Source organism: Streptomyces sp. NPDC019890 (assembly GCF_044903445.1).
Classification (GTDB): Bacteria; Actinomycetota; Actinomycetes; order Streptomycetales; family Streptomycetaceae; genus Streptomyces.
Map to the genome: position 1 here is coordinate 98,082 of NZ_JBJDQK010000004.1, position 23,207 is coordinate 121,288.

19 protein-coding genes and 1 pseudogene are annotated in these 23,207 nt (G+C 71.8%); 9 read left to right on the top strand and 11 right to left on the bottom strand.

Going from position 1 to position 23,207, the window contains the following annotated elements:
* The first annotated feature begins 9 nt into the window (after positions 1–9).
* Positions 10–1,188, top strand: a complete 1,179-nt coding sequence (locus ACI2LP_RS12755; RefSeq protein WP_404724541.1) for a glycosyltransferase 87 family protein — start codon at positions 10–12, stop codon at positions 1,186–1,188.
* A 7-nt stretch (positions 1,189–1,195) separates the two neighbouring features.
* On the opposite strand, the gene ACI2LP_RS12760 is transcribed toward ACI2LP_RS12755, so the two are convergent.
* Complete coding sequence (locus tag ACI2LP_RS12760; protein ID WP_404724542.1) at positions 1,196–2,833, bottom strand: DNA repair helicase XPB; 1,638 nt, start codon at positions 2,831–2,833, stop codon at positions 1,196–1,198.
* A gap of 224 nt (positions 2,834–3,057) precedes the next feature.
* Here ACI2LP_RS12760 and ACI2LP_RS12765 point away from each other — a divergent pair, with 224 nt between their 5' ends.
* Entirely contained in the window at positions 3,058–3,561 is a 504-nt protein-coding gene (locus ACI2LP_RS12765; protein WP_404724543.1) for a VanZ family protein, read from the top strand.
* Here ACI2LP_RS12765 and ACI2LP_RS12770 read toward each other — a convergent pair.
* On the bottom strand, positions 3,524–6,133 hold the full coding sequence (locus tag ACI2LP_RS12770; RefSeq protein WP_404724544.1) for a helicase-associated domain-containing protein: 2,610 nt from the start codon (positions 6,131–6,133) through the stop codon (positions 3,524–3,526). The genes ACI2LP_RS12765 and ACI2LP_RS12770 overlap by 38 nt on opposite strands.
* A 93-nt stretch (positions 6,134–6,226) precedes the next feature.
* Here ACI2LP_RS12770 and ACI2LP_RS12775 point away from each other — a divergent pair, with 93 nt between their 5' ends.
* Both ACI2LP_RS12775 and ACI2LP_RS12780 read left to right on the top strand, forming a co-directional pair.
* Positions 6,227–7,255, top strand: coding sequence for a hypothetical protein (locus ACI2LP_RS12775; protein ID WP_404724545.1), 1,029 nt, complete (start codon positions 6,227–6,229; stop codon positions 7,253–7,255).
* Positions 7,256–7,297: 42 nt separating this feature from the next.
* Positions 7,298–7,936: an HAD family hydrolase gene (locus ACI2LP_RS12780; RefSeq protein WP_404724546.1), complete on the top strand. Its 639-nt coding sequence runs from the start codon at positions 7,298–7,300 to the stop codon at positions 7,934–7,936.
* Between the two features lie 12 nt (positions 7,937–7,948).
* On the opposite strand, the gene ACI2LP_RS12785 is transcribed toward ACI2LP_RS12780, so the two are convergent.
* Positions 7,949–8,185, bottom strand: a complete 237-nt coding sequence (locus ACI2LP_RS12785) for a hypothetical protein (protein WP_404724547.1) — start codon at positions 8,183–8,185, stop codon at positions 7,949–7,951.
* 181 nt (positions 8,186–8,366) lie between these two features.
* On the opposite strand from ACI2LP_RS12785, the gene ACI2LP_RS12790 reads away from it, so the two are divergent.
* Complete coding sequence (locus tag ACI2LP_RS12790) at positions 8,367–8,750, top strand: cold-shock protein (protein WP_404724548.1); 384 nt, start codon at positions 8,367–8,369, stop codon at positions 8,748–8,750.
* A 3-nt stretch (positions 8,751–8,753) separates the two neighbouring features.
* Here the strand turns inward: ACI2LP_RS12790 and ACI2LP_RS12795 are convergent, their stop codons facing one another.
* The 4 genes from ACI2LP_RS12795 to ACI2LP_RS12810 all read right to left on the bottom strand — a co-directional run bounded on the left by ACI2LP_RS12795 (position 8,754) and on the right by ACI2LP_RS12810 (position 12,284).
* Entirely contained in the window at positions 8,754–9,593 is an 840-nt protein-coding gene (locus ACI2LP_RS12795) for a 1,4-dihydroxy-6-naphthoate synthase (RefSeq protein WP_404724549.1), read from the bottom strand.
* A complete protein-coding gene (locus tag ACI2LP_RS12800; protein WP_404724550.1) occupies positions 9,590–10,273 on the bottom strand; it encodes a futalosine hydrolase in 684 nt (227 codons plus the stop codon). Before ACI2LP_RS12800 ends, ACI2LP_RS12795 begins: the two co-directional genes overlap by 4 nt.
* A gap of 14 nt (positions 10,274–10,287) precedes the next feature.
* Entirely contained in the window at positions 10,288–10,764 is a 477-nt protein-coding gene (locus ACI2LP_RS12805) for a DUF2771 domain-containing protein (protein WP_360868051.1), read from the bottom strand.
* A 170-nt stretch (positions 10,765–10,934) separates the two neighbouring features.
* Complete coding sequence (locus ACI2LP_RS12810; RefSeq protein ID WP_404724551.1) at positions 10,935–12,284, bottom strand: MFS transporter; 1,350 nt, start codon at positions 12,282–12,284, stop codon at positions 10,935–10,937.
* A gap of 302 nt (positions 12,285–12,586) precedes the next feature.
* Here ACI2LP_RS12810 and ACI2LP_RS12815 point away from each other — a divergent pair, with 302 nt between their 5' ends.
* Both ACI2LP_RS12815 and ACI2LP_RS12820 read left to right on the top strand, forming a co-directional pair.
* Positions 12,587–13,522 carry a DUF3027 domain-containing protein gene (locus ACI2LP_RS12815; RefSeq protein WP_404724552.1) on the top strand — a complete coding sequence of 312 codons (936 nt, stop codon included), beginning with the start codon at positions 12,587–12,589 and terminating at the stop codon, positions 13,520–13,522.
* 198 nt (positions 13,523–13,720) lie between these two features.
* Complete coding sequence (locus tag ACI2LP_RS12820; RefSeq protein WP_404724553.1) at positions 13,721–16,873, top strand: sacsin N-terminal ATP-binding-like domain-containing protein; 3,153 nt, start codon at positions 13,721–13,723, stop codon at positions 16,871–16,873.
* A gap of 349 nt (positions 16,874–17,222) precedes the next feature.
* Here the strand turns inward: ACI2LP_RS12820 and ACI2LP_RS12825 are convergent, their stop codons facing one another.
* The 4 genes and pseudogenes from ACI2LP_RS12825 to ACI2LP_RS12840 form a co-directional block, all read right to left on the bottom strand.
* Complete coding sequence (locus ACI2LP_RS12825; protein ID WP_404724554.1) at positions 17,223–17,375, bottom strand: hypothetical protein; 153 nt, start codon at positions 17,373–17,375, stop codon at positions 17,223–17,225.
* Positions 17,376–17,414: 39 nt separating this feature from the next.
* Positions 17,415–17,474 (bottom strand): annotated as a pseudogene (locus ACI2LP_RS12830) (toxin-antitoxin system, toxin component, PIN family protein); the annotation flags it as partial.
* An 85-nt stretch (positions 17,475–17,559) separates the two neighbouring features.
* A complete protein-coding gene (locus tag ACI2LP_RS12835) occupies positions 17,560–17,688 on the bottom strand; it encodes a DUF397 domain-containing protein (protein ID WP_404724555.1) in 129 nt (42 codons plus the stop codon).
* Positions 17,651–18,565 (bottom strand): Scr1 family TA system antitoxin-like transcriptional regulator, encoded by a 915-nt coding sequence (locus tag ACI2LP_RS12840; RefSeq protein ID WP_404724926.1) that lies wholly within the window; start codon positions 18,563–18,565, stop codon positions 17,651–17,653. The genes ACI2LP_RS12835 and ACI2LP_RS12840 overlap by 38 nt, the downstream gene beginning before the upstream one ends.
* Positions 18,566–18,752: 187 nt before the next feature.
* Here ACI2LP_RS12840 and ACI2LP_RS12845 point away from each other — a divergent pair, with 187 nt between their 5' ends.
* Positions 18,753–19,259 carry an ATP-binding protein gene (locus tag ACI2LP_RS12845; RefSeq protein ID WP_404724556.1) on the top strand — a complete coding sequence of 169 codons (507 nt, stop codon included), beginning with the start codon at positions 18,753–18,755 and terminating at the stop codon, positions 19,257–19,259.
* A gap of 243 nt (positions 19,260–19,502) precedes the next feature.
* Positions 19,503–23,039 (top strand): ATP-binding domain-containing protein, encoded by a 3,537-nt coding sequence (locus tag ACI2LP_RS12850; RefSeq protein WP_404724557.1) that lies wholly within the window; start codon positions 19,503–19,505, stop codon positions 23,037–23,039.
* Positions 23,040–23,207 lie beyond the last annotated feature (168 nt).

Genomic DNA, 23,207 nt, shown 5'->3' on the forward strand with positions numbered 1-23,207 from the left:
GTCGCGGCCGTGACGTACCGGAACGTGACCCCTCGTTTACTCACCGCAGTAGGCGCCCTCGCTCTCGCCCTCTCGATCACCGCGCTCGTCGCCCTCTGCATCGCGCAGCGCATCCCCATGGTCGACACCCTCGTGTACCGGGCCGAGGGAGCAGCCGTCGCGAACGGCACCGATCTCTACGGGTTCACCGTCACCCAGTGGCGACTGCCCGCCACATATCCCCCCTTCGCCGCGATCCTCTTCGTACCGACCACCTGGCTGCCCGTTCCGGCGCTCAAGGTGGTCTTCGTCGTCGGGAACGCGCTGCTGCTCGCGCTGCTGGTGCGGCTCTCCTGCCGGTTCGCCGGGCTTCCCGCGCGGCAGCCGCTGGTGCTCGCCGCCGTCGCCGTGGGCCTCTGGCTCGAACCGGTCTTCCAGACGCTCCTCTTCGGCCAGATCAACCTCGCCCTCGTCTGCCTCGTGCTGTGGGACCTGTCCCGGGACGAGGAGGCCATCGGCAAGGGCTTCGCGCTCGGCGTCGCCGCGGGCGTCAAGCTGACGCCCGCCGTGTTCATCCTCCATCTGCTGATCACCGGTCGGGTACGGGCGGGGCTCACCGCGCTCGCCTCCTTCGCCGGGACCGTGCTGCTGGGCGCGCTCGTACTGCCGGGGGCCAGCCTCGACTTCTGGACCCGGCGGATCTTCGAGACGGACCGGGTGGGCAAGGTGTGGGTCATCGACAACCAGTCCCTGCAGGGCCTGTTGGCCAGGGCGCTGCACACACCCGACCCGGGGCCGGTCTGGATGCTCGCCGCCGTGGTCACCGCCGTCGCCGGCCTGTGGATCGCCCGCCGGGCGGCGAGCGCGGCCCGGGGTGTCCTGGTCGTCGCGTTCACCGGGCTGCTCGTCTCGCCGATCAGCTGGTCGCACCACTGGGTGTGGTGCGTACCGCTGCTGGCGGTGCTGCTCGCGGAGGGCCGGACGCGTACGGCGGCGACGGTGGCGGTGGTCTTCCTGGCCCGCACGATGTGGCTGGTCCCGCACGAGGGCGACCTGGATCTGCGCCTGTCGTGGTGGCAGCAGGTGCCGGCGTCTCCGTATCCGCTGCTGGTGCTGACGTTGGCGCTCACGATGCCGGCACTGGCGCCTGCCGCGGCGCCGGCCCCGGGCCTGGTACCGCACCCGGAGCCCGACCCCCGCGCTCCCTGAAATGCGCTTATGCCAGCAGCTCGTCCGCGTCGACGATCCGGTACGCGTACCCCTGCTCCGCCAGGAACCGCTGGCGGTGTGCCGCGAAGTCCTGGTCGATCGTGTCCCGTGCGACCACCGAGTAGAAGTGGGCCTTGTGGCCGTCCGCCTTCGGCCGCAGCACACGTCCCAGCCGCTGCGCCTCCTCCTGGCGGGAGCCGAACGTGCCAGACACCTGGATCGCGACCGTCGCCTCCGGCAGGTCGATCGAGAAGTTCGCGACCTTCGACACGACCAGCACCGAGATCTCGCCCTGCCGGAACGCCTCGAAGAGCTTCTCGCGCTGCGCGTTCGACGTCTCGCCCTTGATGACCGGCGCGTTCAGATGCTCGCCCAGCTCGTCGAGCTGGTCGATGTACTGGCCGATGACGAGGATCTGCTGGCCCGCGAACCTCTGTACCAGCGCCTCCGTCACCTTCCGCTTGGTCGCGGTCGTGGCGCAGTAGCGATACTTCTCCTCCGTCTCGGCGGTCGCGTACGCCAGCCGCTCGGAGTCGGTGAGATTGACCCGCACCTCCACACAGTCCGCGGGCGCGATGTAGCCCTGCGCCTCGATCTCCTTCCACGGCGCGTCGAAACGCTTCGGCCCGATGAGCGAGAAGACGTCCGACTCGCGGCCGTCCTCGCGTACGAGCGTCGCGGTCAGACCGAGCCGCCGCCGCGCCTGCAGGTCCGCGGTGAACTTGAACACCGGCGCGGGCAGCAGATGCACCTCGTCGTAGACGATCAGGCCCCAGTCGCGGGAGTCGAAGAGCTCCAGATGGGGATAGATCCCCTTCCGCTTCGTCGTCAGCACCTGGTAGGTGGCGATGGTGACGGGGCGGATCTCCTTCCTCGTACCGCTGTACTCGCCGACCTCGTCCTCGGTCAGCGAGGTGCGCCGGACCAGCTCGTGCTTCCACTGCCGCGCCGAGACCGTGTTGGTGACGAGGATGAGGGTGGTCGCCTTGGCCTGGGCCATCGCACCGGCTCCCACCAGCGTCTTTCCGGCGCCGCAGGGGAGTACGACCACGCCCGAGCCACCGTGCCAGAAGCCCTCCACGGCCTGCTTCTGGTACGGGCGCAGGGCCCATCCGCTCTCGTCGAGGTCGATACGGTGCGCCTCGCCGTCGACGTATCCGGCGAGGTCCTCGGCGGGCCAGCCCAGCTTCAGCAGCGTCTGCTTGATCTGCCCGCGCTCGGAGGGATGCACGGCGACCGTGTCCGGGTCGATCCGGGGCCCGACCAGCGGCTGCACCTTCCTGGACCGCAGGATCTCCTCGAGCACGGGCCGGTCGGTGGTGGTGAGTACGAGCCCGTGGACGGGGTGCTTGGAGAGGGTGAGCCGGCCGTAGCGGGCCATCGTCTCGGCGACATCGACGAGGAGTGCGTGCGGCACGGGGTAGCGGGAGTACGCCACGAGCGCGTCGACGACCTGCTCGGCATCGTGCCCGGCGGCCCGGGCGTTCCACAGGCCGAGCGGGGTGACCCGGTAGGTGTGGATGTGCTCGGGCGCGCGCTCCAGCTCCGCGAAGGGGGCGATGGCGCGACGGCACTCGTCCGCCAGCTCGTGGTCGACTTCGAGGAGAAGCGTCTTGTCACTCTGGACGATGAGGGGTCCGTTCACACCTGCGCCCTTTCGGTAAGGCCAAACCTCCAGTGTGCCGTACTGAGCCCGGGGGTGGAGTGGACGAGCGGCCGCACCTCGCCGGCCTGCCCCTTCGTCGTGGCGGCGGCCCCCGGCAACGTCCAGGGCTGACCGGAGGCGGCGGGGGTACCCGGACCCCCATGACAACGGGAGCACAGCCCCGTACTTCGAGGGGCAGAACAGCACTGCGCGTGGGTGCCGTGGTGGTGGCTTTTCTGGCGCTGGTGGCCTTCTCGGCCGTACTGGCCAGACTGACCCTCGCCCCTTCGCACGCCTCCGCGGACATCGCCACGGCCAACCTCCGGCCCGGCTCGTCGCTGCGGCAGTACGCCGAGGACTACACCTTCCTCGCCGCGTGCAAGCAGATCGGCGGCAACCTGCTGCTGGGGGTGCCGTTCGGCGTGCTGCTGCCCGTCCTCGTACCGCGCTCGATGCGCATGGTGCGGGTGATCGCGCTCACCGTGGTGGTGATGGCGCTGGTCGAGCTGGCGCAGGGCGCACTGGTGGAGGGGCGGGCCTTCGACGTGGACGACGTCATCCTCAACACGACGGGTGCGCTGTTCGGCTATCTGCTGCTGGGGCGCAGGTTCGCGCATGCGACAGTCGCGAGGCCCGCCGGGCCCGCCAAGCCTGCCCGGCCCGTCAAGCCCGTCAGGCGCGTGAAGCCCGTCAGGCGGGGTCGTCCGCGAGTTCGGCGACGCCGGTGATGCGGTGCAGCGGATACGTGCGCACCTCGTCCGCCGTGTGGTCGTAGGCCGTGACGAAGCCGCCCTCCACGCGCACGGGCGCGATGACGCGCTGGCTGGCCGCGCCGTCCGCGTTGACGTAGCCGATCCAGAGCGCGGCGCCGGTCATCGCCGCGGCCTGGACCGTGGCCAGGGTCTCGGCGGAGGTCGTACGCGGGAGCTCGCCGTTGCGTGCCGGTTCCGGGACGGGCTTGCGCACGACCGTGGACGCGAGGTCGCCCGCGCGGATGGCCTTCACCGCCGCGCCGAGCAGCGTGCCGTCGGGCACCGGCGGGCCGTCCGGCACCGGGGCGGGCGGGGTGCGGGGCGGGGTGCGGCGGGCGTGGGCGCGGGTGATCAGGACATCGCCCTCCGCGGACTCGGCGGCGGGCGCGTACCCCATGGCGCGCAGGCCCTCGAGCAGTGTCGCCGGATCGGCCTGCGCGGCCAGGACGGTGGGCGCGAGTCGGCGCAGGCGCAGGCCCTGGGACCGTTTGTCCGCGAGGATTTCGCCCAGCAGCGCGTCGTCGTCGCAGCGTACGTACGCGGATGCGGCGCCGATCCGCAGATGGCCGTGGCGGCGGGCCACGTCGTCGATCAGATAGCTGAGCGGCTGCGGCACGGGGGTGCGGGAGTGCGTGGCCAGGAAGGTGTGCAGTTCGGAGGCGGACCGCCCGGCGTCGAGCGCGCGGCGCACGGAGCCGGGCGTGAAGCGGTAGACGGTCGCGCCGCCCTTGGACTCGACGTCGGCGAGCACGGCGAGGGTCTCGGCGAGCGGCCGCTCCAGGGGCCCGGGGGCGACGGCCGTGAGGTCGGCCTGGAGGAGGACATGGTCGAGGGGCTCGGGCAGCAGCGGCGCGAGTGCTGCGGCGGCGCGGGCGGCGAGCTCCGCGCAGTCGGGCGGGACGAGCTCGTCGCTGAGGGGCCGCGAGGCCGGTGCGACCCCGGCCGTCGAGGCCGCGGCGTCGGCGCCCAGCAGCGCACGCGCGTGCGTCGACAGCGCGCCCCGGCCCGTGATGCCCAGCACCTCCGCCTCCGTCAGCGTCCACGCCGCGATCCGCGAGCGCAGGTCCGTCGGGGTGCCCGCCGCATTGCGGGCCGCGTTCGTATCGGGTGCCGCCGCGCCGCCGCGGAGCGGGCGCTCCCAGCGCAGCCGGGCCAGCACGGTCTCAGGGGCGGGGGCCGTGGCCGACGGGAGCGCGGCCAGCAGTTCCAGGACCCGGCGGCGGACCTCGGCGGCCGACGAGCGGTCCAGCTCCGGGCCGAGCGCAGAGAGCGTACGGCCCTTGGCGTCCTGGCTGCCGATCAGGCCGGGGGTGCGGGTCGCGCCGAGCCACGCCGTCGCGAGATGCGCCCACCGCTCGGCCGCCGGGAGCGTGAGCCAGTCGTCGTACGCGGGCGTCGGTGCGTACCGTTCGTCCGCCTCGCCGTCCGACGCCAACAGGCCTGCTGCATAAGCGAGTTCGAGCCAGAACCCGGCCATCTGCTCGTTCGTGTCCAGCGCGGCCGCGGTGCGCTTGAGGTCGCGTACCGAGAGGCCGCCCGACCGCATCACCGCGGGCCCGCCCTCGTGCCAGTCCTTCAGCAGGTCCTCGACCGTGGTGAGCGCGGTGTACGCCTGGGCCGCCGCCGCACTGTCCACAACCTGTGGACGGCCCGCGGTCATCGACGCCGCCGCGGCGGGTGCGACCGCCGGCGGCACCGGCTCCGGTGCCCGGTGCGCGCGGCCCGCCCGCAGATGCAGTGCGGCCTCGCGCGGCAGCACAACCGTCCGCGGTGACGCGGGCAGCAGCAGCCCGCGGTCGCGCAGCCACCGCACGGGCGGGGCGGGGGTCGCCGTCACCTCTCCGTACGGCGGACCCCAGACCAGCCGGTCAAGTACCGTCAGCGCCTCCGGCGGTGCGGTGTCCAGGAGCGCCGCCATCCGCTCCCGGTCGGTGAACAGCGAGGTCAGCGCCGCGACCGCGGAGACCGGGTCGTGCGTCGTCGGCAGCCCGGCCGCCGCCAGGATCTCCTGCAGCCGGGTCGGCGACATCCCCGCGGTGGCCTCGGCGACGGTCGGCCCGAGACCGGTCGGGGACGGACGGGTCGGGGACGGGGCGAGCAGTTCGCGGGCGGTGCGCACCAGCCGCAGCCGGTCGTCGCCGCCCCAGACCAGCGCCTGCCCGCGCAGCACGTCCACCGCGTGCGGCAGCGCCGCCTCGATGGTGAGGTCGCCCTCGTCGCCGGTCAGCAGCGCGAGCAGTGTTTCGTACGGGGCGGGGTCCGGGGCCACGGCCAGTGCCTCGGCGGTCTGCAGCGTGAACCGGTCGAGCCGTTCGAGTGCGCGTACGACGGAGGCACGCGTGCCCGCCCGAGTCGCCAGCTGCGTCAAATCGTTGGGCACGGGGGTCAGCAGATCGGGGCGGGCGCGCAGCAGTGCGGCCAGCTCGTCGTCGGCGCGGGTGCGCAGGGCTTCGGCGAGGGTGCGCGGGCTGCTCGGGCCGGCCGCGCCGCTTGGGCCGGCCGGACTGCTCGGGCCGGCCGTACTGCTTCCTTCGGGCATGGTCCCCATCCGCCCCACGGTAGTCCCTGGAGCGCTACGGTCGGGGACAGGGCGGGCCCGGGAAGACGGAGCGGCCGGGCAGGGAACGTCAGGGGAACGCCGGTGGGGATCGAGAGCGACCAGCTCGTCTACGACTATCTGAGCCGGGTCGGCGACCTGGCCCAGCAGTGCCAGCTGCCGTCCGGCGACCGGATGCGGCTGGTGTCGGGTCTGCGGAACGAGATCGACCAGCAGCGGGCGAAGTCGGGTTCCGACACCCCCGCGTCCGTACGCCGCATTCTGGGGCGGCTCGGTACGCCGGACGAGGTCGTGGCGGCCGCGTCGGCCGACGGCGGCCAGGGGGTGTCGCCACCCGCACCCCGGGTCGCCGTGCCGGAACAGCGCGTACGCCGTCGGATCCCGCGACCGCGCAAGACCGCGGCCGTCGATCGGCCCGAGCCCCCGCGGCCCTCCCTCGGCGCGTCCCCGCCGCACCTCGCCGGGATGGACGAACTCGGCCCGTCGGGCAGCGAGCCCGACTGGTGGCGGGTCGAGCCGGGGCCGTTCGGGGCGGGCGAGAGCGTGGCCGGGTTCGTCGGCGGCGTCGAGATCCCCGAGATACTCAAACCCCCGCCGACCAAGGAGGACTTGGCGGCCGCGGAGGCAGCGGCGGCAGTGGAGCGCGTGTACGTGGAAGGGGAGGCGGGCGAGGAGGACGAGGACGAGGACGAGGACGATCCGGTCGAGGCGGATGCCGTTCCGCCACGCGGCCTGCGTCCGCGGCTCATCCGTCGTACCGCAACGGCCGAGCCGCTGCCCGCCTTCGCCAACCCTTTCCTGCTGCTCGCCGCCGCTCTACTGCTCGCCGGCGCCGTGCTCGGCTCCTGGCTCGCCCTCGGCGTCGGATGGCTCCTCGCGTACGCCTCGCGCCGGCTCTCCCGCGCGGAGGCGAAGTGGGCGGTCTTCGGCCTGCCCGGCGCGGTCGTGACGGCCGGCCTGGTCTGGCTGTGGGGCCGGGTCAACGGCCGCTGGGGCGAGCCGATCCCGCAGGACGGGATGCGCGACGCACTGGCCGGCACATGGCCGTGGGTGGTGAAGGGGGCGGCTGTCGCCTCCGCGCTCTACCTGCTGTGGCGGGCCCGGCGACGCTGACGCACACCCGCACGGGCGGGTCCACGCGGCCGGATGGGCACAATGGCCCCCATGGCATCGCATCCCCTGACCGTCGGCTTCGACCTCGACATGACCCTCATCGACTCGCGACCCGGCATCCACGCCGCCTACCGCGCGCTCTGTGCCGAGACCGGCGTGTGGATCGACGCCGACCGGGCCGTGACGAGGCTCGGTCCGCCCCTGGAGCAGGAGCTGGCGCTCTGGTTCCCCGCGGATCGGATCCAGGAGATGGCCGACCGCTACCGCGAGATCTATCCCGCCTACGCGATCGAGCCGACGCTCGCCATGCCCGGCGCCCGCGAGGCCGTGGCCGCCGTCCAGGACCTCGGCGGCCGCGCGATCGTCGTCACCGCCAAGCACGAACCGAACGCCAAGCTGCACCTCGCGCACCTGGGGATGGCACCGGACGAGGTCATCGGCTGGCTGTGGGCGGAGGCCAAGGCGGAGGCGCTGCGCGAGCACGGCGCGAGCGTGTACGTCGGCGACCACATCGGAGACGTACGGGGCGCGCACACCGCCGGGGCGCTCTCGCTCGCCGTGCCGACAGGACCGTGCGACGCGGGGGAGCTGCGGGATGCCGGAGCGGACGTGATCATCGACGATCTGACCGCGTTCCCGGCCTGGCTGCGCGCATACCGCGAGAGCGACAACCAGAACTAGCGACAACCAGAACTAGAGAGCGGATTTGGCCTCTCGGCGCTGTGCCGCGATCGAGCGCAGCACACCCGCCGCGGCGATCAGGAACCCGACGCCCATCAGCATGCACACCGCGTAGGCGATCGGCGGAAACGGTTCGGTCCCCAGAAACAGCGGGGCCACGGTGACCAGTGTGGCCACGGCGCCGACGATGAAGACGATCACGCCGACGCGCACCAGCCCGTCACCCGGGGCGGGAGGAGTAGCAGTCATCCGGCCAGGGTAGTTCCCTGCGCATAGGAACCGCTCGGCGACGTCTTGTCACCAGCCCCTGGACCATTAGCCTTGGGGGTGGCGGGTCAGGCGACCCGCTGTAGTGCTATCCAGAGCCGTTTTTTCGGTACCCCAGTTCCGGTGCCCCAGCGCCCCAACGAGTACGAGGACGAGGACAGACGTGCCTACCGGCAAGGTCAAGTGGTTCAACAGCGAGAAGGGCTTCGGCTTTCTCTCCCGCGACGACGGCGGCGACGTCTTCGTTCACTCCTCGGTGCTCCCCGAGGGGGTGGACTCGCTCAAGCCGGGCCAGCGCGTCGAGTTCGGCGTGGTGGCCGGCCAGCGCGGTGACCAGGCGCTTTCGGTGACGGTTCTTGACCCGACCCCCTCGGTGGCGGCGGCCCAGCGGCGCAAGCCGGACGAGCTGGCATCCATCGTGCAGGACCTGACAACGCTGCTGGAGAACATCACGCCGATGCTGGAGCGGGGTCGCTACCCCGACAAGGTGCACGGCGCGAAGATCGCGGGCCTGCTGCGGGCGGTGGCGGACCAGCTGGACGTATAGCGCCTACACGAAACTGAGCGCATCGCGGCCGAGGGGCGGAACGAGCCCCTCGGCCGCGGCGCGCGTCAGCAGTCCCCGTACCGCCGCATAGCCGTCGTCCCCGAGGTCCGCGGTGAACTCATTGACGTAGAGGCCGATGTGCTGGTCGGCCACCTTCGGGTCCATCTCCTGGGCGTGCTCCAGGACGTACGGCCGGGAGGCCTGCGGGTCGTCCCATGCCATGCGCACCGACGTCCGGATGGATTCGGCCAGCGTCCGCAGCGTCCCGGCGCCCAGCGAGCGCTTGGCGATGATCGCGCCGAGCGGGATGGGGAGCCCGGTCGTGGACTCCCAGTGCTCGCCCATGTCGGCGAGGCAGTGCAGTCCGTACTGCTGATAGGTGAACCGGGCCTCGTGGATGACGAGTCCGGCGTCCACCTTGCCGTCGCGTACCGCCGGCATGATCTCGTGGAAGGGCATCACGACGATGTCGCCGACGGCGCCGGGGACGGCGGCCGCGGCCCAGAGCCGGAACAGCAGATACGCGGTGGAGCGCTCGCTGGGCACGGCAACGGTCTTCCCGTTCAGTTCCACACCCGCCTCGCGGGTCAGCACCAGCGGACCGCAGCCGCGGCCGAGTGCGCCGCCGCAGGGCAGCAGGGCGTACTCGCCGAGGACCCACGGCAGCACGGCGTACGACACCTTGAGCACGTCCCATTCCCCGCGCTCCGCCATGCCGTTGGTGATGTCGATGTCCGCGAAGGTCACATCGATGGCGGGCGCACCGGGGACACGGCCGTGTGCCCACGCGTCGAAGACGAAGGTGTCGTTCGGGCAGGGCGAGTACGCGATCTGCAAGGTCACGGCGTTTCCTCGAGGACGGGGGTGAGCTGCTGGAAGGCGTGCCGCAGCGAGTCCAGGGCCTGGCCGATGCGCCAGGCGGCGCGGTCGCGCGGCCCGACGGGGTTCGAGACAGCGCGGATTTCGAGGACGGGTACCCAGTGGGCCGCGGCGGCCTCGGCCACTCCGAAGCCCTCCATCGCCTCGGCGGCGGCGCGGGGATGACGCCCGGTCAGCTCGGCGGCGCGGGCGGCGGTGCCCGTCACGGTGGAGACGGTGAGGACGGGCGCATGCACGGCGTCCAGGATCTTGGCGACGCGGGCGGCGAGCTCGGTGGGCGGGAGGTGGACACAGCGTCCGAAGCCGAGTTCGTCGACGGGGAGATAGCCCTCGGGGGTCTCGGCGCCGAGATCCGCGGCGACGATGGCGTCGGCGACGACGATCGCGCCGAGGGGCGCGAGTGGCTGGAACCCGCCGCCGATCCCGGCGGAGACGACGAGATCGTACGCATCGGTGGCGAGCGCGGTTGCGGTGCCCGCGGCGGCGGCCGCGGGGCCGACACCGGCGGCGAGTACGTCCACGTCACCGTGGCGGGCGAGTGTGTACGAGCCGGGCAGCTGCCGTGTCTGCGGTACGGGAGCGGTGAGCCCCGCGGCGACGGATTCGGCCTCCGCCGCCACCGCGGTCACCACCAGTACGCGCACAGGAGCCTCCGGGGTTATTCCTTCTCGAACTGGAAGTGCCAGATGCCGATGACCTTCTTGCCGCTGGTCTCCATGATGCTGACCGGAGTCTTGCTGGTGGTCTCGCCTGTCTGCGAAGAGAAGAAGGCGTTGCCGGGGATGGTCCGGTACGACTTCTTGTACGGCTCCTGCTCGACGGGCTGACCGCTGAACAGCAGCGTCCAGCCGTGGTCCGCGATCTCCGGGTCGACGCCCATGCGGACCTTGTCGTCCAGGGCGACCTTGATGGTCTTGGCGGGCTTCTCGGTCAGGCAGCCCTGCAGCAGCGATTCCTTGATCGGCTTGCCGTCGTTGTAGCAGGCCGCCTCGGTGTGGACCGAGTCCGTGCCGACGGTCACGGTCGCGAGCGGGGTCGGCTTGTCGCAGGCGGAGAGTACGAGGAGCCCGGCGGAGACGGCACCGAGAGCGGCAGCGGCCCGGCGGCGCTTGCCCGAGAAGAACGCAACGGTCATGGCTCGAAGGCTATCGGTCGCACCGTCTCCCGCCACGCGGGGGTCACCGTGCCGCGCGTCACGCCGGGCGGCCCGCCCCGGCGGCGGGTTCGTCCTCAATCGCCGGACGGGCTTGAAATTCAAGCCCCGCCGGCGATTGAGGCGCAGGGTCCGGGGCGGAGCCCCGGTGGCTAGGCGACCCGCGTGCGCGGTTGGCTGCCGTGCCGCGCTGCCACCAAAAGGCCCCGGATCGACACACCCGCCCCCACGCCCACGATCCCCGCCGCCACCGACATCCCCAGTACCCCGTTCAGCGGGAGCGCGATGCCGATCGCGCCCCCCACCACCCAGGCCATCTGCAGCAGCGTCTCGGAGCGGGCGAACGCCGAGGTGCGGACCTGTTCCGGCACGTCGCGCTGGATCAGCGCGTCCAGGGACAGCTTCGCCAGGGCCTGGCACAGGCCCGCCGTCGCGGCCAGGACCGCGACCATGCCCGCACCGAAGAACACCGCCGCGGTGATCGCCGCCGCCAGCACCACCGCCTGCACTGTCGCGATGATCATCTCCGGGCCGCGCGCCTTCAGCCAGGCCCCGACCGTCGTGCCGAGCGCATTGCCCACGCCCGCCGCCACGCCCACTATCCCCAGCGAGACCGCCGCGCTCTGCCCGCCCAGCGGATGGTCCCGCAGCAGGAACGCGAGGAAGAAGATCAGAAAGCCGGAGAGGCAGCGGAAGGCGGCATTCGCCTGGAGTCCGTGCAGGACGGACGGACCTACCGTCCGCAGACTGGGCTTCGTCTCCCCGTGCGTCAGCATGTGCGCCTTGCGCTCGCCCTTCGCCGAGTCGACCTTGTGCGGCATCGTGAACGCCCAGTACGCGCCCAGCAGGAACAGCGCGCACGCCCCGTACAGCGGCCACTCGGGCCCCACCTTCTGCAGCCCGATCCCGATCGGCGCCGCGATGCCCGTCGCCACCAGCCCCGCCAGCGTCACCCGGGAGTTCGCCTTCACCAGGGAGAACCCCGGCGGCAGCAGCCGCGGCACGACCGCGCTGCGCACCACTCCGTACGCCTTCGACGCGACCAGCACCCCGAGCGCCGCCGGATACAGCTCGAGCCTGCCCGTCGCCACCGCCCCCGACATCGTCACCGCCAGCACCGCACGCGTGAGCATCGAGCCCGCCATCGCCGCACGGCGGCCGTGCGGGATGCGGTCCAGAAGTGGTCCGATGACGGGAGCCAGCAGGGTGAAGGGCAACATCGTGACCGCGAGGTAGAGCGCGACGCGGCCGCGTGCCTCGTCCGTCGGTACGGAGAAGAAAACCGTCGACGCGAGCGCGACGGTGATCATGACATCGCCCGCGCCATTGACCGCGTGCAGCTCGATCAGCTTGCCCAGGCCCGACTCGCCAGCACCATGCGCGTGCGTCGCCTTGCGGATGCCGCGCGCCGTCCCGGTGAAGGGCAGATGCAGGGCGCGGCCGACCGACCGGCCGGCTCTTCTGAGCTGCCCGGCTCCGTCGGACGACCTCGCGGCTGTCACCCCGTCATAGTGCCCCAAGCCCCGCCCGGGCGAACCGTGATGCGGTGTTGTTAGCCCCTTGTTGGGGCAGGCAGGTGGGCGGGGAGCGGCAGAGGGGGTAGCGTGCGTAGCGCGCCACCGGCGGTTGTTCTTGGCCGCGCGCCTCTCCGGCATCCCGCAGAATGGATGACGGTAGGTGTGCCCGAGACAACTTGGTCCGGGCGCGGACGTCGATGCGGCCCTCCGGTCCGCTCCGCCTGCGGCCCGTACCTCACGTCTCGGCCGGCGCACCCGTGAGACGGCGTAGGAGAGAAGCGAGACCTGTGAGTGCTGCGACGCGAAGCCGTACCCCCGACCGCCTGTGCGCCGAGGCGGTAGATCTAGCCCGGGCGGCTGCCGAGGAGGCCGCGGCCCCGGGAGTGGTGGGCGAGCATGTGTCCCTCGTATCGGAGGGTGACCGGGTCGTCACGCACTTCTTCGAGTGCAAGGAGATGGGCTACCGCGGCTGGCGCTGGGCCGTCACCGTTGCCCGGGCCTCCCGCGCCAAGGTCGTCACCCTCGACGAAACCGTCCTGCTCCCCGGTCCCGACGCTCTCCTGGCGCCCGAGTGGGTGCCATGGAGCGAGCGGCTGCGGCCCGGCGACATGGGCCCGGGCGATCTGCTGCCCACGGAGGCGGACGATCCGCGCCTGGAGCCCGGCTACACCGGCGAGGACGAGCCCCTGCCGAACTCGGTGCTCGCGGACCAGCCGTCGCACGACCTGGCCGAGCGCGTCGAGGCGGAGGACGCGGAGCTCACCGACCGCAGGCCCGCGGATGCCTCCGCCGACAACGCCCGCGGTTCGATCGCGTCGCTCGCCGAAGAGCTCGGCATGCGCCGGGCCAGGGTGCTCTCCCGGTACGGGCTGCGGCTCGGGGCGGAGCGCTGGGAGGACGCCTTCGGACCCAGCACCCCGATGGCGCAGGCGGCCCCCGCGGCGTGCGTGAGCTGCGGCTTCCTGCTTCCGCTGGCGGGTTCGCTGCGGCAGGCGTTCGGAGTGTGCGCGAATGAGTTCTCACCGGCCGACGGCCGGGTGGTGTCCTTGGCGTACGGCTGCGGAGGGCACTCCGAGGCGGCGGTGATGCCGAAGACGCCGAAGCCTCCGCCGCCGGTGCTGGACTCGATGGGCGCGGACGAGTTCCCGCTGCGACCGGTCCGCGACAGCGGCTCGGTCTCGCCGGAACCGGACGGCGAGTCCGAGGATCTCGGCCACTCGTAAGTTTTCGCTGTCCTTCATCGGTCCTCGATGGCCCGCCCGCCGGGGCGGGCCGGTTCGGCGTCCGCCCGACAGGCCTCAAGCCCACTCACCGGGCAGTAACGGCCAACGCCTGCGGCCCACGGTCACCACGGACGCCCGTACGGGGGTACCTTCGGCCGCACAGGCATCGGTGTTAACCGGAGAGAGCGGAGTCGCAGCGTGAGCGTCAGGACGACCGAGTGGGCCGACCCCTTCGGGACGGCGCGGCTGCGGCGCGGGGTGCTCGACGCGTGGGGGGCCAGTCCCGCCCGCTTCCGGGAGGACGCCAACGCCGAGGAGGACCTCGTACTCGGCGGCTACCGGGACCGCCTCGTCGTCGAGCTCGCCCAGAACGCCGCGGACGCCGCGGCGCGAGCAGGTGTGCGGGGCCGGCTCCGGCTGACGCTGCGGCCGGGCACGGCCGACCAGCCTGCCGTACTCGCCGCCGCCAACACCGGCGCGCCGCTGGACGCGACCGGCGTCGAGTCCCTGAGCACCCTGCGCGCCTCGGCCAAGCGCGAGGGCCATGAGGCCGCCGTCGGCCGCTTCGGCGTCGGCTTCGCGGCTGTCCTCGCCGTGAGCGACGAGCCGGCGGTCGTCGGCCGCCACGGCGGCGTGCGCTGGTCCCTCGCGGAAGCCAGGGGACTGGCCCAGCAGGCGGCCCAGGCGAGCCCCGGCCTCGGCGACGAGCTGCGCCGCCGCGACGGTCATGTCCCGCTGCTGCGGCTGCCGCTGCCCGCCGAGGGCACGGCGCCCGAGGGGTACGACACGGTGGTCGTCCTGCCCCTGCGCGACGGCGCCGCGGTCGACCTGGTCGATCGGCTGCTCGCCGGGGTCGACGACGCGCTGCTGCTCACGCTGCCCGGTCTCGCCGAGATCGTCATCGAGACCCCGGACGGCGTACGGGAGTTGAGGCGCTCCGTGCACGGGGCGTACGTACACATCGACGACAGCACCGGCGGCGACCGGCGCTGGCGGGTGGTCAGCCACAGCGGCGGCATCGAGCCCAAGCTGCTTGCGGACCGGCCCGTCGAGGAGCGGCTGCGGCCGCACTGGACCGTCACCTGGGCCGTGCCCGTGGACGACGAGGGCGCGCCCGCCCGTCCGCGCACCGCCCCCGTGGTGCACGCGCCGACACCCACCGACGAACCCCTCGGCGTACCCGCGCTGTTGATCGCCTCGCTCCCGCTGGACACCACCCGCCGCCACCCGGCGCCCGGGCCGCTCACCGACTTCCTGGTGCGCAAGGCGGCGGACGCGTACGCCGAACTGCTCGGCCACTGGCAGCCGGTGAGCGTCGGCACCATCGACCTGGTGCCGGGCCCGCTCGGCAAGGGCGAGCTGGACGGCGCGCTGCGGGCGGAGATTCTGCAGCGGCTGCCGCGCACGGCGTTCCTGGAGGCGGCCGCCCCGCGCGACGTGTCCGGCGAGGACACCGGTCTGCCCGACCGCGAGATCTCCGCCGGGCTGCGCCCCATCGAGGCGGAAGTCCTGGAGGGCGCGGGCGCGGAGACCGTACAGGTGCTGGCCGAGGTCATGCCGAGCCTGCTGCCCGCGGGTCTTGAGCGCCGCGTCGAGCTGCGTACGCTCGGCGTCGCGCGGGTGCCGCTGACCGAGGCGATCGACCGGCTCGCGGGTCTTGAGCGCGAGCCGGGCTGGTGGCAGCGGCTGTACGACAGCCTCGCGGGCGTCGACCCGGACCGGCTGTCCGGGCTGCCCGTGCCACTGGCCGACGGACGTACGACGATCGGGCCCCGGCAGACGCTGCTGCCGCTGGCCGAGACTCCGCCGCAACTGGCCCGGCTCGGCCTGAAAGTCGTCCATCCCGAGGCCGCGCACCCCCTGCTCGAGAAGCTGGGCGCGCTGCCCGCGACACCGCGCGCCGTACTGACGACACCGCAGGTGCGGACGGCGGTGGCGGGCTCGCTGGACGCGGGCGAGGTTTGGTACGACGGAGCCGGGGACGGTGCCGCGCTGGACGCGGACGAGCTCGCGGAAACGGTGCTGGCACTCGTACGGGACGCGGGCCTCGAGCCCGGCGACGAGCCGTGGCTGGGCGCGCTGGCGCTGCCGGACGAGGACGGCGAACTCGCTCCTGCGGGTGAACTGGTCCTCCCGGGCAGCCCGTTCGCCTCCGTGATGAGCGAGGACGAACTGGCGCTGTGCGACGCCGAGCTGGCCGAACGATGGGGTGAGCAGCCGCTCGCCGCGTGCGGTGTGCTGGCGAACTTCGCGCTCGTACGGGCCACGGATGTCGTCCTCGACCCCGATGAACTGGAGCCCCGCGACGGGGACTTCGCCGAGCCGGACGATCCGGGTCTGCTGGACGCGGTCGACGTGTGGTGCGAGGACGTTCTCGACCGGCTGCCGGACACGCCGGTGCCGCCGGTCGCAACCGAGCTGGTCGCGGTGCGCGATCTGGACCTGGTGGACGACGACTGCTGGCCCCAGGCGCTGGCGCTGCTGGCGCAGCCGCCGCTGCGGGACGCGCTGACCCAGTCCGTACGGATCCTGCTGCCGGACGGCACGACGCAGACGGTGGGTCCGTACACGGCATGGTGGCTGCGGGACCATCCGGTCCTGGACGGCCGTCGCCCGGCCGGCCTGCGGGCCTCGGGCGGGGACCCGCTGCTGGAGGGCCTGTACGAGTCCGCCGACACGACGGGCTTCGAGGACACCGAGGTGCTGCGGGCGCTGGGCGTCCGCACGTCGGTCGCCGCACTGCTCGACGAGCCGGGCGGCGCGGCGGAACTCCTCGGCCGCCTTGCCGACCCGGACCGCCCGGTGCGGACGGCCCAGTTGCACGCCCTGTACACGGCGCTGGCGGACCTCGACCCGGAGCAGGTCACGCTCCCGGACGAACTCCGCGCGGTCGTGGACGGCGAGGTCCGCGTGGTCGACGCAGCGGACGCGGTGATCGCGGACGCGCCCGATCTGCTCCCGCTGACGGGCGGCATGCCGCTGCTCCCGGTGTCGCCTTCACGGGCCGCGGACCTGGCGGAGCTCTTCCAGGTCCGCCGGCTGAGCGAGACGGTCACGGCGGAGGTGACGACACCGGGCGAGGAACACGCGGTCCCCGAATCGGTGCACGTCCTCCTCGGCCCGGCCACGCCGTCGACGTACATCGAACACGAGGAACTGATCGCGGGCGGCACGGAACTGGACTGGCGCCGCACCCCGGACGGCGTGATCCACGCGGCGACGCTGGAGGGCGTGGCGGCGGCGCTGGCGTGGGCAACGGGCCAGTGGCCACGCCGCTTCGAGGTGGCGGCACTGCTGGAGGACCCGTCCCGTACGTCCGAACTGGAAACGGCGCGCTGGTTCGACGCGTAGCCCGGGGGGCAACGTCACGCTGCCCCCTACTCGTCGGCAGCCTGTCCGTGCAAGGTCACCCTGCCGATGTTTCGCCCGGCGCCGCCGGGCGTCGGCGGCCGACGAAGAGAACCACTGCTCCTGCGGTCAGTGCTGAAGCTGAGGCCAGGCCCAACGACAACCTGGTCTGCCGCAGGACCTCGAGCACAACCGCTTCATCGCGAACCCAGGATTCTGCATTCCACGCTTCGTCCCGCAGTTCCCATTCGCGTTGCTGGTCTGCGGCCTGATCCGCCTCGCGCAGCCTGCGATCCGCCAGCGCGCGATCTTCGCTCGCGTCGCTTCCGGTCGCCTGGACGAAAGCCCGCTGTCACGGCCACGTGCGCTCAAGGCGGTCATGCCGTACGGCATAGGCGGCGGGGCCGCCCTTCTCGATGGCCCGGTACATCGCGTTGCGGTGTGCGTCGAGCCGCTCGACCATCTCGATACTGCGGAGCTGCTGGTTGTCGAGGTAGAAGAGCACCGCCCCACGCTCTGAAACGGGCTGGATCTCCAGCTCCCGTGTCTTGATCCGGCCGTCCTTCGACAGCGGGACCCAGGACTGGTCGAGGCCGTGGGCGATCCATGAGTTCGTGGCCCGCCGGACCCCCGCGCGCGAGGTTCCGGCGGTTCCGGGAGGCCGCTGTGCGAGCCGGTTCCCGGTCGGCTCAGTGCCGGTGGCCGACCTTCAACTCGCCTATGAATGAGGCCCAGCAGGCTGCCGAGAGGAGCAAGGCCGGACCATGCGGGGCCTTGCTGTCACGGACGGGCACGACGCCGGGGAATCCGTCCGCCACCTCGACGCAGTCGCCCCCTGCCTGATTGCTGTAGCTGCTCTTGCGCCACGCGGCGGCGTTCAGATCGGGACGGGACAGTCGCTGCACGGTAGTTGCCCTCCATCACGGACCGGATCATGTCGAGCGACATGAGCGGGGGCAGGGCTACTGCCCGCAGCCGATCGTAAATCACCGAGTAGCGGCGGACGTCTGCCGGTTCCTCGATAAGTTGTCCGTAGTCCGCGCCCTCGGTGTAGGCCACTTCGGTGCTGTCCGGCAGGGTCAGCACCGAAAGCGATCCGCCCATCGCCTCGTGCTCGCCCTGGTCGAACGGAAGCACCTGCACGGTGATGTGGGGCTCGGCAGCCGCCTCCAGCAGCCGGGCCAACTGGCCCTGCATCACAGCCTTGCCACCGACTGGCCGCTTCAGCACCGCTTCGTCCAGGACCACCCACAGGTTCGGGCGGTCGGGCGAACCGAGCCTTTGCTGCCGTCCCATTCGTGCGGTGACACGCTCCTCCAGCTGCTCCTCGCTGCTGAGCAGCGCGTCGAGCCGCAGGACGGCCCGAGCGTACTCCTCGGTCTGCAACAGGCCCGGCACCACATGCGCCGCGTACTGCCCGATGGACACCGCCCGCGCCGAGTGCGCCATGAACGCCCGCGACCAGTCGGGGAACGCCTCGCGGTAGACGTAGGGCCACAGGTCCACCAGCAGGTTGTCCGCCCCGAGGGCCGCGTCGAGCGCCCGTGCCAGCTCCAGCGTCGGTTTCGCCCCCGACGAGCGCTCGATCTGTGTGATCCGGGTGCTCACCACATGCGTCCTGGCGCCCAGTTCGGCCTGGGTCAGCCCGGCGGCCGTACGGAGTCTGCGGACACGTGAGCCGAAGAGCGCAGCCATCGACTCCTCGGGCTGAATTCCTTTGGCCATGGACTCACTTCCGTTCCTTACCGCTTTCGATGTAAGGCGTAATCACCTTCCGAGCGTAGGCGCGCCGGACGATTCTTGAGCACGGAACGTCACGACCCGTACACGCTGCGGGCGCTGTGGGTCGTGCGATGCATCGACGGACTGGGATGGACGGCACGTGCTGAAGACCATGGACATGTCGGGCGACGGCCCGGAGCGCGAGACGGAATCGGCCGTAGGGGTGCTCGGAGAGGAAGCCCACGACGCCGGGGCCGAAGACCACACGTTCGCCGCACAGTTCACCTCGTCGGCCCGGGGAGCCCGGCTCACCCGGCGGCTGGCAGTGCGGCGCCTGGAGGAGTGGGGACATCCGCCCACGTCGGACCTCTCCTGCACCGTCGCCCTGTTGGTGGCGGAACTCGCCACCAACGCCGTACGCCACGGGCGAGTGCCAGGGCGCGATTTCAGGCTTCGCCTGAGCTCGGATGTGCGGCGAGGTCTGATCCGTATCGAGGTGTCGGACGCGTCCTCGGACCGGCCCCCGACCCATGCGGCCGTGCCGTCTCCCGACGACGAGTCAGGGCGCGGTCTGCTTCTCGTGGACATGCTGGCCACCCGTTGGGGTGTCACGCCGCGTGTTCCCCTCGGCAAGGTCGTCTGGGCGGAGGTGGCGGTGCGGCCATGAGGCCTTCGGGTGAACCGCCACCCCCTGTTCGGCCAGAGCTCCTCATCGATGCGCCCGCCGCGATGGCGGCGGGGCGGTATCAGGGGCCGCCATGACCCTCCGCATCGCGCGCGAAGTGGACCTCACTGTTGCCCGATTGCGCAATTGGTCACACTTTGCCCCCGGACTTCTGCTAATCCTATGACCCTGGTTCCGGGCGTCAGCCCGTCGCAGCGCAAGCGCGCGCTGTACGGAGGGATACACGTGAGCACGACATCACGGGAAGCGGTCGTCGCCGACGAGCAGAAGGCCGTGCACCGAGCCTACGACTGTTACGAGGCCCGCCTTGCGGAGATTGCCGAACAGTCGCCCGCCTCGGCGGCAGCCAGCGGCAAGGACGCCATCGCGGCCCGCAAGGAGGCCGAGGCCAGGGCCGAGGAGTACGGCGGTCTGGGTGAGGAAGCCCTGGTCGTCAGCAGGGTTGACGTACAGGAGCCGGGCACGAAGGAGTCCGAGACCTTCTACATCGGGCGCCGCGCCGTGTCCGATCCCAGGACCCGGGACCAGGTGGTGGTCCTCTGGACGACCGAGCTGGCCAAGAAGTGGTACAACGCGCAGCCGGAGGAACCCGGGGAGGTGCGCCTGCGGCGGCAGTTACGTTGTGCGCAGCGGACGGTCGAGGACTATCTGGACGAGATATCCCCGCCTCCCGCACCCGGTGGTCAGAGCATGGCAGCCCCCGTCACCCGCGACGACACGGTGGCTCCGCCGCGTACTGCCTTCGACCATGTGCCGGAGACGGCCCCCGCGGGGCACCGCATTCCCGAAATCGCCCCCGCCGAGGACCCCGTACTCTCCCGGGTCCCGTCACCTCGTGAAGCCGGCCGACGGCGCAGGAAGAAGCCGCAGCGTGTGGACGAGTTCCTGCTCCGGGAACTCCGCCGGTCCCGCAGCGGACGGATGCGGGACATCGTCGAGACGATCCGGCGTGACCAGATGGCTCTGGTCACCGGTTCACCGGCGGACGTGCTCGTGATCCAGGGCGGCCCGGGCACCGGAAAGTCCGCGGTCGGACTGCACCGGGTGACCTGGCTCGTGAACAACGACCACTTCCGCCCACAGGACATCCTGGTGGTGGGACCGCACCAGAACTTCCTGGAGTACGTGGGCCGGGTGCTGCCCACGCTCGGTACCCGCAATGTCAACGCCGTTCAGCTCTCGCGCCTCTGGCAGGGTGATGTCAGCGGCACCGATTCCCCCAAGGCGAGGCTGGTCAAGTCCGACGACCGGATGGCGACCGTGCTGCAACGCCGCGTGGAGAGCGAGTGCAGGCCGGAAGCACTGGACTCCCTGACCACCGCACCCTCGCACGACAGTGACGAGCCGGCGTTCACCGTGGCCGTGGGCAGCACGATGCTGCGCCTGCCTCGCTCAGAGGTGCTCGACCTTCTGCGCGAGGTGCGCGAGGGCACCGGTGCCTACCGCGCGCGCCGGGACCGCTTCCGGGCTCTGCTGGTCGACCGGCTGCTGGGCGAACTGGTCCGGCTGGCGCCGCGGCGCGGCGGGGACACGACGGTGCGCCGGGACCTCGAACGCCACCGGCAGGTCACGGCACTTGTCGACCGGACCTGGCCGGCGTTGAGTCCGGAGGAAGCTCTGCGGAGTCTGCTCAACTCGCCCGACAAGCTGCGGGAGTGCGCGTCGCAGGTCCTCGGCGACAGTGAACAGGCCGCGTTGCAGAGGCCGAGGGCCGAAAGCGCGGCGGAGGAAGCCTGGACCCTCGACGATCTGGTGTGTCTGGAGGAGCTGCGCTTCCTCCTCGCCGGTGAGGCCCCGCAGCGGTACCGTCACATCGTCGTCGACGAGGCGCAGGATCTGACGCCGATGCAGGCGAGGTCGTTGCAGAGGCGTTGCCCGACCGGATCGATGACCGTACTCGGCGACTTGGCACAGGCCACCGGTCCTCACACGTACGCCGCATGGGGCCGGTTGGGCGGGCTCCTTTCAGGCCGGGGTGCCTGGCATGTGGCGGAGCTGAACACCAGTTACCGCGTGCCCGCTCAGATCATGGAGTTCGTGGCTCCCCTGGCCCTGGCGGTCGCGCCGTCGCTTCCGTACCCGGTCGCTGTCCGCCGGGCCGACGGGGAAGCTGTACGGCTGGTTCCGACGACACCCTGGGAGCTGTTGGACGAGACGGTGACCCGCACGGCCCAGCTCGTAGGTACTGACGACGGGCGGTCCCTGAGATCGGTCGCCGTCATCGTGCCCGACGACTCCGACTGGCTGGACGAGGTCCGCGGCCGGGTGGAGCGGGCGGACGGTATGACCCCGGAGCGGCTGCACGCCGTGTCCGTGCTGGCCGCGGCCGAGGCGAAGGGCATGGAATTCGACCATGTCCTGGTCCTGGATCCGACGACCATTGCCGATCGCGGACCCGCAGGTCTGCGCCAGCTGTATGTGGCCCTGACCCGCAGTACCCAGACTCTGACCGTTCTCCACACTTCACCGCTGCCGGAGGCGCTCATGGGAGGCCGCGACAATGCGGCTGAAGCGCCTTCCAATCCCGAGGTGCCCGGGGAAACCCACGGGTCCGGAGGGGGCGGCACGTCCGGCACGTCCCGCCCGCCAGGGCTGGCGGTCGGCGACAACGTCCGGGTGCGGGTACTCGGCCCCGGCCCCGGCTCACACTGGAGGGTCCAGGCTCTCTCGCCCCCTACGGAGCGCAGGCTTTTCCTCGTTCTTCGTCACGGCTCACCGGCCCCCTCTGTCGGATCGAAGCTGGACGCCTGGGTGATCCGCAACGAAGCACGGGTGAGCCTGATCTCGGCCAGCGACTTCGGCCGCAAGCCCATCTCGGCCGGCATGGCGGCACGTTACGAGGCGGCGCTCGGCGTTCTGGGCGACATCGTTCGCGGCGACACGGTCCCGCCGGATGCCACGGCCCGGCTTTCGGAGCTGAGAGGCATGGCGAACCGCTGCCTGCGCCGGGACCAGGCCGACTGGCTCAGTGTCTGGCACCTGCTCGGATCTCCGGACGCGGGACGACTGGGAGCTCTGCGCGACCTCGCGCAGAGCACTCGTGACGCGGTCATGTCCGGTGAGGTCACTCCGGGGACCAAAGCTTTGTCGGACGTTGAGCGAAGCGGCTGGGCCCTCACTCTGTCCGAAGCCCGGGAACGTCTGCGGGGACTCATCGGCACCACCGCAGTAACCGACGTCGTACCTGCCCCCGAGCCCGAGGTCGCACGCGACACGCCATCCGAGCCCAGCAGCCCGCCGGAAACAGGACCTGAGAAGGAGCCCGAAGTGCACGCCATCGCCCCCAGGAACGACGAAGAAGCGACACCTGGCCGACGGGCAGGCGAGGAGAGCCTTCAGCGCGAGTTGACGATCGCTTCGGAGGCCGACCGCAACTGCAACACCCATGAGGCGGTGCGCCACGAGTTGAAGGCCGCTCTGCTCAGGGCAGGGTTGAAACCGTCCGACTCGTCCTTCATCGACGTCAGCCTCGTCGGTCAGGATGGTCTCTTTCTCTACGAAGTCCTTGGTGCTGGACGCTCTGCCTACCCGGACCTCCGTGCCGGAGCCACGCGGCTGCTGGAGATCAACCACACTCTGCCGAAAACCGCCGATCGTCTGTACCTGGTGCTTTCCGAACCGCCCGCCGAAGGCTGGGCGGCCGACACCGTGAGAGGGGTATTCGGGGTCCACGTCGTGTGGAGTACGACGGACGGCTGGGGCGGAGAGGACAAGGAGATCGCGCTCGGCGCCGGCAACGGCCCGGTGGCGCCTGTGCTCTGAGGCGGCGCCGGTTGGACGCGAGAGGTCTGACCGCCATTTCGCGGCTGGTGTCCGAGCCAGGACCCCGGGCCGTTTCACGGCGGCCGTAGACGCCCCAGCCACCTGTCCTTCTCATTATTATCCGACTGCCCTGTCGCTGAAATACCCGTCCGGCGGCACTGTGAAACA

Excerpts from the sequence above, each read along its gene's own strand:
- ACI2LP_RS12780 (WP_404724546.1), top strand. The coding sequence starts at position 7,298 with ATGGCCCCCATGGCATCGCATCCCCTGACCGTCGGCTTCGACCTCGAC.
- ACI2LP_RS12785 (WP_404724547.1), bottom strand. The coding sequence starts at position 8,185 with ATGACTGCTACTCCTCCCGCCCCGGGTGACGGGCTGGTGCGCGTCGGC.
- ACI2LP_RS12770 (WP_404724544.1), bottom strand. The coding sequence starts at position 6,133 with ATGGGGACCATGCCCGAAGGAAGCAGTACGGCCGGCCCGAGCAGTCCG.
- ACI2LP_RS12805 (WP_360868051.1), bottom strand. The coding sequence starts at position 10,764 with ATGACCGTTGCGTTCTTCTCGGGCAAGCGCCGCCGGGCCGCTGCCGCT.
- ACI2LP_RS12840 (WP_404724926.1), bottom strand. The coding sequence starts at position 18,565 with ATGGCTGCGCTCTTCGGCTCACGTGTCCGCAGACTCCGTACGGCCGCC.